Origin of the sequence: Massilibacteroides vaginae (assembly GCF_900178525.1) — a bacterium.
In the GTDB taxonomy this organism is placed as follows: Bacteria; Bacteroidota; Bacteroidia; order Bacteroidales; family Tannerellaceae; genus Massilibacteroides; species Massilibacteroides vaginae.
Genome location: NZ_FXDJ01000009.1, coordinates 1,366,355 through 1,379,899 on the forward strand (window position 1 = coordinate 1,366,355; position 13,545 = coordinate 1,379,899).

9 protein-coding genes and 1 pseudogene are annotated in these 13,545 nt (G+C 38.5%); 7 read left to right on the forward strand and 3 right to left on the reverse strand.

Going from position 1 to position 13,545, the window contains the following annotated elements; translation table 11 throughout:
* The 3 genes and pseudogenes from B9Y81_RS14090 to B9Y81_RS14100 all read right to left on the reverse strand — a co-directional run.
* Window positions 1-1,515, reverse strand: a complete 1,515-nt coding sequence (locus tag B9Y81_RS14090; RefSeq protein ID WP_085537541.1) for a MutS-related protein — start codon at window positions 1,513-1,515, stop codon at window positions 1-3.
* Between the two features lie 396 nt (window positions 1,516-1,911).
* Entirely contained in the window at window positions 1,912-2,448 is a 537-nt protein-coding gene (locus B9Y81_RS14095) for a DUF3267 domain-containing protein (protein WP_085537542.1), read from the reverse strand.
* A 100-nt stretch (window positions 2,449-2,548) separates the two neighbouring features.
* Window positions 2,549-3,073: pseudogene (locus B9Y81_RS14100) on the reverse strand (cysteine peptidase family C39 domain-containing protein); the annotation flags it as partial.
* Between the two features lie 1,020 nt (window positions 3,074-4,093).
* Here B9Y81_RS14100 and B9Y81_RS14105 point away from each other — a divergent pair.
* The 7 genes from B9Y81_RS14105 (at window position 4,094) to B9Y81_RS14135 (ending at window position 13,416) form a co-directional block, all read left to right on the forward strand.
* A complete protein-coding gene (locus B9Y81_RS14105) occupies window positions 4,094-4,372 on the forward strand; it encodes a winged helix-turn-helix domain-containing protein (RefSeq protein WP_085537544.1) in 279 nt (92 codons plus the stop codon).
* 325 nt (window positions 4,373-4,697) lie between these two features.
* Window positions 4,698-6,287, forward strand: a complete 1,590-nt coding sequence (gene pckA / locus B9Y81_RS14110) for a phosphoenolpyruvate carboxykinase (ATP) (protein ID WP_085537545.1) — start codon at window positions 4,698-4,700, stop codon at window positions 6,285-6,287.
* A 148-nt stretch (window positions 6,288-6,435) separates the two neighbouring features.
* Complete coding sequence (locus B9Y81_RS14115; RefSeq protein ID WP_085537546.1) at window positions 6,436-7,539, forward strand: TlpA disulfide reductase family protein; 1,104 nt, start codon at window positions 6,436-6,438, stop codon at window positions 7,537-7,539.
* Window positions 7,540-7,567: 28 nt separating this feature from the next.
* Complete coding sequence (locus B9Y81_RS14120; protein ID WP_085537547.1) at window positions 7,568-9,106, forward strand: YifB family Mg chelatase-like AAA ATPase; 1,539 nt, start codon at window positions 7,568-7,570, stop codon at window positions 9,104-9,106.
* A gap of 71 nt (window positions 9,107-9,177) precedes the next feature.
* Window positions 9,178-11,217 (forward strand): methionine--tRNA ligase, encoded by a 2,040-nt coding sequence (gene metG / locus B9Y81_RS14125; protein WP_085537548.1) that lies wholly within the window; start codon window positions 9,178-9,180, stop codon window positions 11,215-11,217.
* Between the two features lie 19 nt (window positions 11,218-11,236).
* Complete coding sequence (locus B9Y81_RS14130) at window positions 11,237-12,379, forward strand: DegT/DnrJ/EryC1/StrS family aminotransferase (protein ID WP_085537549.1); 1,143 nt, start codon at window positions 11,237-11,239, stop codon at window positions 12,377-12,379.
* Between the two features lie 14 nt (window positions 12,380-12,393).
* On the forward strand, window positions 12,394-13,416 hold the full coding sequence (locus B9Y81_RS14135) for a Gfo/Idh/MocA family protein (RefSeq protein WP_085537550.1): 1,023 nt from the start codon (window positions 12,394-12,396) through the stop codon (window positions 13,414-13,416).
* The last annotated feature ends 129 nt before the right edge of the window (window positions 13,417-13,545 follow it).

Genomic DNA, 13,545 nt, shown 5'->3' on the forward strand with positions numbered 1-13,545 from the left:
TTAAGAGTTCGTTGTTAAGTTCAGCGCATTTTGAACAATAGTCTCCGGATAATCATATAGTCTGAGAATTCGGATGGCATTTCTTAGCATGTTGGGTTTGGTTGATATTTTATAATTGAAAGACAATTTGTTGTCCTGAATGTTTTCAGTAAAATATAAAGGAATGTAGTTGGAAGATAAAAGCGGAACAAGTTCGGTGTCATGCGTGGCTGCTACAATGGTGTTTCCTTTGTTTTGAGCTAAATAATCCAATACAGCCTTTGCTGCTGCTATGCGCTCCACTGTATTTGTTCCTTTGAATAACTCATCAAGCAGAATGAGGTGATTGCCCTTTTCTGTTTCAGTAATAATCTCCTTCATTCGTAACACTTCACTCAGATAATAACTTTTACCCTGAAGCAAATCGTCATGTACAGACAATAATGAATGTACTTTACATTTCTTTAAAGAAAAATGTTTTGCAAAACATATATTCAAAGTCTGGGCAATTATCAAATTAACTCCAACCATTCGAGTGAATGAAGTTTTGCCGGACATATTTGAACCTAACACCAGAAACGATTTATCCTTTGCCAAGAAAGAGTTGGATACGCAATCCGAAATTAAGGGATGATACATATCTATGGCATTCATGGTGACCTCATTTTTTGTCTCCGACAAATCCGGTATACAATAATAGGGTAATTTCTTCCTTGCTTCAGCTATCGACTGTAAACTATCAGTCAATCCAATGAAAGAAAATACTTGTTTCAATTGATTTTTCCCTTTTTCTATTCGTATAAATATGTTATTAAGGCCTATCGGTTCGATAAGAAAGAAGATTCTGAAAAATTCATTTATAGCCCATGCAATAACAAGGAGGTCAGACTCCATTTTCATATCAAATCTGAAAATAGATAATCGTTTTTTTAAGCCATTGGTTTCTCTAAGAGCTTCCGGTATATCAGGTTTGATTTGTTTTATTTCGGGAATTTTGATTAATATCTCTGCTATTCGTAGCAAATTGTATAATTGAGGGATTGAGTCTGAAAAAACAAAAGAAATCATTTTAGACCGATAGTGTATGATTAGATTCAGCATAATTGCGATAGATAATGCAAATATGAATCCCCCTGAATGAGTTAAAAAAAAGAGACCTAATAATAGTGTTGGGATCAATTGTAATGCTCTGAATAAAAGTACAGTCCGTTTCTTATAAGGAATATATTTTTGATTTATCAAAGGATATATTTTGTACGCATTGTCGTTATTTAGTTTTTTCAACAAACTCTTCAGCTTCTTTTGCAAAGAAACATTCAATGAATAATTATTGATCCATCCCTCAAAATTGACAAACTTGCTTTCCTCAGGAATACATCGGATCATTTTATAAAGATACTGCTTACCTACGGCTGATCTGGTTTGATCCAACAAATGGAAAACTTCGTCCAAATGTAAATCTTCCGCAGTATAGTCATCTATACGATGAAAACAATTCTGGTTTTCTGATTGAAAATAAGCTTGGATTTGTTTCATATTTCTATTGTAGCGGAATCTTTTTTATGTATAAGAGAAGAATCCGATGCAAAATACGAAAATTTTAAAAAGTATTAGTTCCAAATTTTAAATAATACAGATAATCAATGCATAACCCACGTCACCCTGAGCCTGCCGAAGCATCTCATCATATCTGATTCCCATGCTGTACTTTCACTGTATTACACATTGTCATCTTGAGCTTGTCGAAGGATCTCATACCATCAAAGTGTGCTTTGAGTACCAAAATTGTATCCAGCTTCATAGGCACTGCCTCCGTTTATTTTCTCAATTTGCGAATCTTGTAATAAGACAAGTGTTCCTGTTATTAATTTAGCCTTTCCTATTTCTAATATGATTTATTTATCTACTCTCTCAGAGCTTTCTGATATCCGCCTATTGGATTTCTTTCGGGTCGTATATAAACCCGGCTTTGTCCGGATGATCTAAAATCAGGCAGTCTTTATTGATGCCTCGTAATAACCAGACACAATAAAAATCTCCAACTCCTCCACTAATCATCATGCAAGCAAAGAATAGCAGCGCAAATGACTGAATCATATAAGCTAAAATCAAAGGTATAAATCCAAGAATGATAGAAGGCATTAATAAAGTCACAATATAATACTTCACTTTAATATCCTCACTGCAATGGCAATAAAAGGCCACGTGCTTCCACATAGCGCCAAACTTTAGTGATCTAAATCCACTCTTTGTGAACATAGCAAAACAAACACCATGAATCAGTTCATGTACTATAATTCCAATAATCATCGCTATAATCAAAAACAGGAATGTAATTATAGTGAAATTTTCTTTGAAATTTTCACTAGTCCAAGCAGCATAAGGAAGCATACTTGTAATAAAAACTACAGGTGTAAAAAGGGCTGAGAAAAGATTTACTTTTTTCAAATCTATTATTTTTTCTTTCATATTTCTTTTATTTTATTCAAAACAAAGAAGAAGTCTTTTATAACTTCTTCTTTGTAAATATTATTACAGCATCATTAATGCTGTGGCTAAACCAGTCGTAAATGCTATACACAAGTGCACCGAAAAGAGCCTGAAACATCACGCTTTTATGTGGCTGAAGAAGCTCAATAAAGCTTTTCAGATTACTTTTCCTGAGATTTCCGGTTTGAAAATTCTCGGTAGGTCGGATCAGAATGAGTACACCTGTCCATTCTTTCTTAAACTCCTCAGGATATTTTCTGTGGATACGTCCGTCCGCCGGGTCCATGACTTCGATATATTTATCGGTTACTTTATAGATTACAACAAAATGGTGTAGTACTTCCTTTACTACTATGTGAGCTACGGCAGGTTTGGGTATATCAACCAAGCACTCAAATGGACCTTTTACCCCTTTTGCTTCCAATCCTATTTTAGAGGCAGCCTCAATCATTCCTAATATATTCGTTCCTTTTTTGTCCGTAAAGGCATACTGCCGTATCCGCGCTATAGGAAGTTTCAATCCGTAATGAGCTGCAATAGAAGCCAAACAAGCTGCTCCGCAATCAGTGATGTCATGTTGTTTTACAAGAGTTCCTTTTTTCATTTATTTATACATCTTTGTTTGATGCAAAGATTGAAAGGAAACTCTTTTTATTTGGTTATCTTAGGTTATCATTAGGTTAAGAGTTGGTTAAGAGAATTTATCAGATTATATATTGCTTTTCTATTTAAGTCTTTTTTTACAATAAACGAATTCCAACTAATCATAAAGAGTTAGTTGGAATTTGTCCTCTATTTAATTATGAGTTCGACTTAAATAACCAACTCATCTACACCTCCTCTAAAAAACGACACAGGCCAGAAAAATGTTATATCAATCAAAATGGCAAATTTTATGTAAGTTCAATAATTATACAACATGACTATTATTGATATAACTGCATATATGGAAAGAATTATTACTTCAATCATTAACGTTCGGTTCTTTTTCTTTAGCAATTGGTTTTCCTTTTAAATTGTCAATAGTATCCATAGTTATATTGTACCTTTTTGAGCTTGAGTGTTTTCCCTTCATTTCGAGGTTTAAAGACCTTTTAGTCAGTTTTTCTCACTTTCTTTATTAATCCCTTTTGGATAGTTATATAATATTGTAAAAATAGCTCCTAATGTAATTAGAAATAGTTTCTGTTCCCAAAAGCTATTTGCAAAATCTCTATTTAAAAATACAGAAAAATGGCCCCACATGTAATTAGCAAGACTGATTTTTTCGATAGTTTTCTTTTTAACAAAGGAAAAAGAGCAAATACACTATATATTAAAGGGGTGATGAAAAAATAACTAATCCATTCAGTTATATTATAAAAATCAATCGGGTAGATGCAACATAATATCATTGTTATTAACGATATTGTCAGAATCAATAAATTTTTCATCATGTTTGTTGTACTTTAATACGTTTGAATTTGCAAAGAAACGACTAAAAAAATAAAAGATATGTTATCACTTTCTTGTCAAATGCTAACGGTATGTTATCTTTTGTCGTTTGTTGACAAGTAATCTTAACCTATAAACTTCACTGTTTGAATATTCGTGTCGTTGGAATAATTTTCGTTATCGCCTCAACGTGCAGCAGAAACATCTTCTGCTTGATGGAACAGACAGTGAACGTGTAAACCTGACCAGACGAGAAGTGAATATACTTAAGATGTTGCTGGATAATAAAGGTGAGGTTGTTAAAAGAGATGAAATGTTAAATCATTTATGGGGAGATAATAGCTTTTATACGGCCCGCAGCTTGGATGTGTTTATGACAAATATTCGAAAGTACTTGAAAAAAGACAATTCGGTGGAGATACAGACAATTCGTGGAGAAGGTTTCCGGCTGATTGTCGAAGAGAAATAGGTATAGAAAAATTGCAGGGTCGTTGCTAAAGCCGTATGTGCAGGGGTTGATTGATTACTGAAAGTTTAAATAACCGTTTTGCCTGTCTGTATGTTCGTTTTTGACGAAAAAAATAACATTTTGAAAGGAACTTTCTAAACAGCGGTTAAATTTATTTTAATTGGAGAAAAATTTCTTTAATATGTGATTTGTTTCGGTATTTTGTGCTACATTTGTTCCGTGGTTAACAAGGGGCTTATTGAAAGGCTGATAACGTTGACCTTAATATTAGTTAGAGAGATAGAGAAAAGTTATATAAGTAGTAATTTATTAAATTAAAAGCGTAATGGCTAATTTAGATTTAAGCAAGTACGGAATTAAAGGAAATTTCGAAATTGTACACAATCCTTCTTACGAAGTGCTTTATCAGGATGAAATGAATCCTGCAAACGAAGGTTTCGAAAAAGCAAAGTTAACAAAAAGTGGTGCAACAGCTGTTTACACAGGTAAGTTCACCGGTCGTTCTCCAAAAGACAAATATTTTGTAAAAGACGACGTGACTAAAGATACGTTGTGGTGGGATGGCGTTATCAACCGCCCATGTACAAAAGAAGCATTTACTTATTGTAAAGGCAAAGTTGTTGAACAACTTTCTAAGTCAAAAAAATTATACGTTGTAGATACCTACTGCGGAACTAACGAAGATACTCGCATGAAAGTTCGTTTCATCGTTGAGGTTGCTTGGCAAGCTCACTTTGTAACTAACATGTTCATCCGTCCTTCACACTTCGAATTGGCAAACTACGGTGAGCCTGATTTCGTATGTTTGAATGGTTCAAAAACAACTAACGACAAATGGCAAGAGCACGGATTGAACTCTGAGAACTTCACATTGTTCGATCTGACAGAAAAAATGCAGGTTATCGGTGGTACTTGGTATGGTGGTGAAATGAAGAAAGGTATTTTCTCATTGATGAACTATTACTTGCCATTGAAAGGTATTGCTTCTATGCACTGTTCTGCTAACGTAGGTAAAGATGGTGATGTAGCTGTATTCTTCGGTCTTTCAGGAACAGGTAAAACAACTCTTTCTGCTGACCCAAAACGTTATTTGATCGGTGACGATGAGCACGGATGGGATGACCACGGAGTATTTAACTATGAAGGTGGTTGCTACGCGAAAGTTATTAACCTGAGCGAAGAAAACGAACCGGATATCTGGAGAGCTATCCGTCGTGATGCTTTATTGGAAAACGTAACTGTTGACGATCAAGGTAATATTGATTATTCTGATGGTTCTACAACAGAAAACACACGTGTTTCTTATCCGATCTATCACATCAACAAGATTGTTCTTCCTTCACGTGCAGGACACGCTGATAAGATTATCTATCTGTCTGCTGACGCATTTGGAGTATTGCCTCCGGTTTCTATCCTTGATGACAATCAGGCTCAATATCACTTCCTTTGCGGATTTACTTCTAAATTGGCAGGAACAGAACGTGGTATTACTGAACCTCAACCATCTTTCTCTCCAGCGTTTGGTGAAGCTTTCTTGACGCTGCACCCAACTATGTATGCTAAACGTTTGGTTGAAAAAATGAACCAACATAACGGTAAGGCTTACTTAGTGAACACAGGTTGGAACGGAACAGGAAAACGTATTTCTTTGAAAGATACGCGTGCAATCATCGATGCAATCATCGACGGATCAATCGAAAAAGCAGAAAAAGTACATGTTCCAATCATGAACCTGACTATTCCTGCAAAATTGAACAACGTTTCAGACATCCTTGATCCACGTAGCACATATGCTAATGTTGCTGACTGGGAAGTTAAAGCGAAGAAATTGGCCGGTATGTATATCGAAAACTTCAAACAATACTGCGATAATGATGCTGCTAAAGCTCTTATCCCTGCAGGTCCTCAATTGTAATTTCGATTATAATATAAGATTGAATAGTGTCGGATTTATCCGGCACTATTTTTTTTGTCTTTACACGAGTATTTTTTGCAACAGTGATCATTTGTTAATTATTATTTATATCTTTAACCCCAAATAGATAAATGATAGAATAAAAGGGGTGTTTAAGAACTATTTCCTTGTTTTGATTTTCCTTGCCTTTCTTTGCTCCTGTGGGAGTAATGCAATTTACAAGGTGGAGGGTAAGCTGACGAACCTGACAGACTCGTTAGTCTATATCGTATATGAGGGTAGTGGAGACAGGGTGATGGATTCTGTGGTGTGTTTGTCTCCCGGTAAATTTAAATTCGAACTTGACCAGGAAGGGTTTAATTCCGCGACACTTTTTTTTGAACACCGCACAAAGCCTGTAACGGTTTATCTGGAACCCCAACAGAAAATTTCCATAACCGGAGATATCGTTTATCCGCAACTTCTCCATATAAAAGGAGGGAGAATTAATGATAAACTGGCGGGATTTTATAAGAGTATCTCTTCTCTGATAAAGGAACAGGCTGATTTAAGAATCGCTTTAGCCGAAACGAATGATGCAACTTCCGGAAATACTGATCTTTCGTCAAAGCTCACGAATGTAGGGCATCAGATCGAAGAGTCTGCCTTAGCTTATATATGTGACAATCCGAAAGAAGGTGCTGCAGTAGTATTGATTGAATCTTATTTTGTGGTTCCGGATGATACACGGAAATTGGATGAATTGTTAGCCGTGCTTGATCCGCAATTGAAAAACTTTTATTTGGTAAAGGAATTGTCTGAGTATAGTGTCCGTGCCAAACGTACTGCTTTAGGAGCTGAAGCTCCGGAATTCGCAGTTAAAAACATTTATGGAAAGTCCTTTACGCTCGATTCCTTAGGCGCAGACTATAAGTTGCTTGCTTTTATTGCTCCCTGGTGTGAAATGTGTCAGACGGATATTCTGCATTTGGACAAAGTCGTAACTAAATATAAAGAGGAAGAATTGGACGTTTTGTTAGTTAGTCTGGATGCTGATTCGCATGAAGTGCGAGATCTTCTGAAAAAAGATTCGATCCAATGGAATGTAGTTACCGATTCCGCCAATCAGGCCGCGATATTGTTTGATCTATATAATGTGAGCGCGTTGCCTCGTTGTTTTCTGATAGACGAAAATGATAAAATAATACTTAAAACAGATAATGGTGCCGAAATAATGCAGACCCTCGACAATTTGTTGTATAAAGAAGATTAATGTCTTAACGAAAAACCTTTCCTTAATTATGCTTGTAAAATCTTATGCTGCTGCTGTGCAGGGCATCTCCGCTACTATTGTGACAATCGAAGTGAGTTGTACAAAAGGGATCCAATTCTTTTTGGTAGGACTGCCCGATGTGGCTGTCCGAGAAAGTCATGAACGAATTATTTCCGCGTTTCAGGTTAGCGGTTATAAATTCCCCCGTAGCCGGATTGTGGTGAATATGGCTCCTGCCGATATACGCAAAGAGGGTTCGGCCTATGATCTTCCATTGGCATTGGGGATACTTGCTGCCGCCGAAGAGATCGATGCTGAAAGACTAGAAAACTATATGATGATGGGAGAACTTTCGTTAGACGGGAGTTTGCAGCCGGTAAAAGGAGTGTTGCCTATTGCGATTAAAGCCAGAGAAGAAGGATTTAAGGGACTGATTGTTCCGAAACAGAACGCAAGAGAAGCCGCGGTGGTAGATAATCTGGAAGTATACGGGGTGGAGACGATCAAAGAAGTGATTGAATTTATCAATAAGAAACGAACGCTTGAACCTACAATCGTAAACACGCGGGAAGAATTTTATAAGCAACAGTTGAATTATGACCTTGACTTTTCGGATGTGAAAGGACAGGAAAATGTAAAGCGTGCTTTGGAAGTTGCCGCTGCAGGTGGACATAATCTGTTGATGATAGGAGCTCCCGGTAGCGGAAAATCAATGCTTGCCAAACGTTTACCCTCTATTCTGCCTCCTTTCACGCTTCAGGAATCATTGGAGACAACCAAGATCCATTCCGTTGCCGGAAAAATGGACCGGGGGATGGCCTTGATGGCTCAGCGTCCGTTTCGTTCTCCGCATCATACGATCTCAAATGTCGCCATGGTAGGAGGTGGGACGTTTCCTCAACCTGGTGAAATAAGCCTTTCTCATAATGGTGTTTTATTTTTGGATGAACTACCGGAATTTAATCGAAACGTGTTGGAAGTAATGAGGCAGCCGTTGGAAGATCGGTGCATAACTATCTCAAGGGCTCGTTTTGCCGTAGATTATCCGGCAGGATTTATGCTGATTGCGTCAATGAACCCTTGTCCTTGTGGTTTCTATAATCACCCGGATCGCCCATGTTTATGTTCTCCCGGAGCCGTACAAAAATATATGAACCGAATTTCAGGCCCTTTGCTTGATCGGATCGATATACAGATTGAGATTGTTCCTGTGCCTTTTGAGAAAATATCGGAGCAGCGACCATCTGAATCAAGCACTTCGGTTCGTGAACGAGTGGTAAATGCTCGTCTGATTCAGGAAAAACGATTTGAATCTATCGGAGGGGTGTATTGCAATGCTCAAATGAATACCAAATTGCTTCAACAATATGCCAGTCCGGATGAAGCCGGTTTAGGATTACTGAAGAACGCGATGAATAGACTGAATCTTTCTGCTCGTGCTTACGACCGTATACTGAAGGTTTCGCGTACGATCGCTGATCTGGAAGGTGCGGACAAAATAGAAGCCCGGCATCTGGCCGAAGCCATTAATTACAGGAGCCTCGACAGGGAAGGTTGGGGTATGTAGAAAGTCAGTGTTGTAGAACCGGTATTGGCAAAAAAAACGTACCTTTGTGCCCCAAATAGATAACACAAAGTATGGAGAAGCAATTCAAAAGAACGTTGATAACAACTGCATTACCTTATGCAAACGGTCCCGTTCATATCGGACACTTAGCCGGTGTTTATGTACCTGCGGATATTTATGCGCGTTACCTCAGATTGAAGGGTGAAGAGGTCTTGATGATAGGAGGATCGGATGAGCATGGGGTGCCCATTACCATTCGCGCAAAGAAAGAAGGCGTATCACCTCAGGATGTGGTAGATCGTTTTCATGGTATTATCAAGCAATCTTTTGAAGATTTCGGTATCACCTTTGATATCTATTCGCGTACCACCTCGCAAACCCACAAACAAGTAGCTTCTGATTTCTTTCGTAAACTTTATGATAAAGGTGAGTTCCTTGAGAAAACAAGTGAACAATATTATGATGAGGAAGCTAAACAGTTCCTGGCAGACCGTTATATAACAGGAACATGTCCTCATTGTAAGAACGAGCATGCCTATGGAGATCAATGTGAAGCCTGTGGAACATCACTTAATCCGACTGATCTGATCGCTCCGAAATCAACAATTAGCGGGAGTGTACCTGTGATGAAAGAAACCAAACACTGGTATCTTCCTTTGGATAAACACGAACCGTTTTTGCGTAAATGGATTTTAGAAGATCATAAGGAATGGAAATCAAATGTGTATGGACAATGCAAGAGCTGGTTGGATATGGGCTTGCAACCTCGTGCGGTAAGCCGTGACTTAGATTGGGGTATTCCTGTTCCTGTTGAAGGTGCCGAAGGTAAGGTGCTTTATGTTTGGTTTGACGCGCCTATCGGTTATATTTCAAACACAAAAGAATTGCTTCCTGATAGCTGGGAAACCTGGTGGAAGGACCCCGAAACAAAAATACTTCATTTTATTGGCAAGGATAATATCGTATTCCATTGTATTGTTTTTCCTGCGATGCTTAAGGCGGAAGGCTCTTTCTGTCTTCCGGAAAACGTACCAGCCAATGAATTCCTGAACCTGGAAGGAGACAAGATCTCCACCTCACGTAACTGGGCTGTATGGTTACACGAGTATCTGATTGATATGCCGGGCAAACAAGACGTGCTTCGTTATGTGCTGACAGCAAATGCTCCCGAGACAAAGGATAATGATTTTACTTGGAAAGACTTTCAGGCTCGTAATAATAATGAGTTAGTGGCAATTCTGGGTAATTTTATTAACAGAGCATTGGTGCTGACGGAAAAATATTTCGAAGGCAAGGTGCCCGTTGCCGGAGAATTAACCGATTACGATCTGGCAACCTTAAAAGACTTTGCAAACGTAAAAGCGGATGTGGAGCGTTTGTTAGATACCTTTCATTTCCGTGACGCGCAAAAAGAGGCTATGAATCTGGCTCGTATAGGAAATAAATACCTGGCGGATACCGAACCCTGGAAATTAGCGAAGACGGATATGGAACGTGTAGGTACAATTCTTAATATTTCATTGCAGATCGCGGCGAACTTAGCTATTGCTTTTGAACCTTTCTTACCATTTAGCATGGATAAACTGAATAAAATGCTGAATGTGGAACCATTAGGTTGGGATCGTCTTGGTGCTACTGATTTATTATCAGCCGGACATCAACTTGGGAAATCTGCGCTTTTGTTCGAGAAAATTGAAGACAGTGTGATTGAAGCTCAGGTACAGCGGTTGTTTGATACTAAAAAAGCGAATGAAGAAGCAGACTACAAGGCGAATCCTATTCGGACAAATATCGAATTTGATGATTTTACAAAGTTAGATATACGTGTTGGAACCGTGTTGGAATGCACGAAAGTGCCAAAAGCAGATAAATTATTACAATTTAAAATTGACGACGGACTCGAAACAAGAACAATCGTTTCCGGTATCGCTAAGTTTTATAATCCGGAAGAGCTTGTAGGAAAACAGGTTTGCTTTGTCGCCAATCTCGCTCCGAGAAAACTTAAAGGCATTGTTTCGGAAGGAATGATACTTTCTGCTGAAAATAACGATGGCACATTAGCCGTTATTTCACCGAACAAGAACGTAAAGCCCGGTAGTGAAGTGAAATAAATCACTTGCGTTTAATTGAATGTCTGATAAAAATATACAAATGGTAGATTTGCAAAGACAGTATCAATGTCTGAAAAAAGAAATTGATGCTGCTATGCAATCTGTTGTTGAAAGCGGCGCTTATATAAATGGTCCTCATGTAAGAGAATTCGCAAACCAGTTGGGCGATTACCTTAATGTGCCTCATGTAATCCCTTGTGCAAACGGAACCGATGCGTTGCAGATCGCACTGATGGCTTTAGACTTAAAGCCGGGAGACGAGGTGATTGTTCCTGCCTTTACTTATGCTGCTGCGGCCGAAGCAGTGGCTTTACTCGGACTTATTCCCGTACCCGTAGACGTAGCTCCACGAACCTTTAATATGGATGCTACAAAGATTGAAAAAGCGATATCCCGACAAACAAAAGCAATTATTGCCGTTCATCTGTTCGGGCAGGCATGCGATATGGAGAGTATCCAAGTAATTGCTAAGAAATATAAACTTTTTCTGATAGAAGATAACGCACAATCAATCGGGGCTGAATTCATTTTCAAAGATGGTAGTTGTAAAAAAGCCGGAACTATCGGTGATATTGGCACAACTTCTTTCTTTCCTACTAAACCGTTAGCTTGTTTTGGTGATGGGGGTGCATTGATGACAGCTAATCCTGATCTGGCCTTACGTTGTCGTACGATAGCATCACATGGACAAGAACAAAAGTATCACCATAAAATAATTGGTTGTAATTCCCGTTTAGACACTATACAAGCTGCTGTACTTGGGGTGAAACTTCGGTATATGGATGCATTTGCGGCCTCTCGTGCCGAGAAAGCTAAATTGTACGACGCTCATTTTGGTTTTGTAAGCAATATGGCAATTCCGTTAAAGTCGGAATTTTCCACGCATGTGTATCATCAGTATACTTTGCTGATACAAAACGGCAAACGAGATGCGTTGCAAGCCTGGTTAAAAGAGAAAGGAGTGCCTTCGATAGTCTATTATCCGGTGCCATTGCACCAGCAAGAAGCTTTTAAATGGTGCATCCGATTATCTGTAGAACTGACCGAAGCGGAGAAACTTTGTAAATCGGTATTGTCTTTGCCAATGCATTCGGAGCTGACTGAAGATGAGCAGTTGTATATTATTGAAACAGTTAAGTCTGGTATGACGGCTATTCGTTGAAATAGAAAATTAACATGGGAGAAAATAAGAAAATACGTTTTGCCGTAGTAGGTTGCGGTCATATAGGAAAACGTCATGCGGAGATGATTACTCGTGACGGAAGTGCGGAGTTAGTTGCTCTTTGTGATATTCGCTCCCGCGATGAATTAGCTATCGATGCTTACCCTGTTCCATTCTACACGAATTTCTCCACACTTCTTGCTTCAGGACTTACCATTGATGTTGTATGTATCTGTACGCCTAACGGATTGCATGCTTTAATGGCTGTTGACGCAATCCAAAACGGACTTCATGTGGTGCTGGAAAAGCCAATGGCTCTAAGGCAGACTGATGCCGAAAAAATTGTTTATACCGCACTCAAATATAGTAAACAGGTGTTTTGTGTTATGCAAAACCGGTACTCGCCTCCTTCTGTCTGGATTAAAGATATGGTGGAAAGCGGCAAGTTGGGCAAGCTGTTTATGGTGCAGCTTAATTGTTATTGGAACCGGGATGAGCGGTATTATAAAGTAGGAGGATGGCATGGTAACGCCGAGTTAGACGGCGGCACGCTGTTTACTCAGTTTTCCCATTTTATTGATATTCTGTATTGGTTGTTTGGTGATATTTGTAATATTCATGCCCGTTTTTCGGACTTTAATCACAAAGCGCTTACCGATTTTGAAGATTCCGGCTTAGTTACTTTCGACTTTGTGAATGGCGGAATGGGAAGTTTGAACTATTCAACTTCCGTGTGGGATAAGAACATGGAAAGCAGCATGTTGATCGTTGCCGAGAATGGCAGTATAAAGATCGGAGGTCAATATATGAATGAGGTAGAATATTGCCACATAAAAGATTATGTTATGCCGGAACTGGCTCCGACGAATCCCGGCAATGATTACGGCCCTTATAAAGGTTCTGCTCAGAACCATAATTTTGTAATTCGCAATGTTGTGAACGTTTTGTCCGGCAAATCTCATGAAACAATCACTACCAATGTGTTGGAGGGGATGAAGGTGGTAGACATTATACAACGCATCTACGCGATGAAATAAATACAAATTCACGGATAAACATTTTTCTGCAAACTAATTAGCGTTTATTATATGTTAGAAAACACTAATTAGCATTTTAACTATTGACAAAATCAAAAACTACCGTAACTTTGTGCTGTGGTTTTTTCA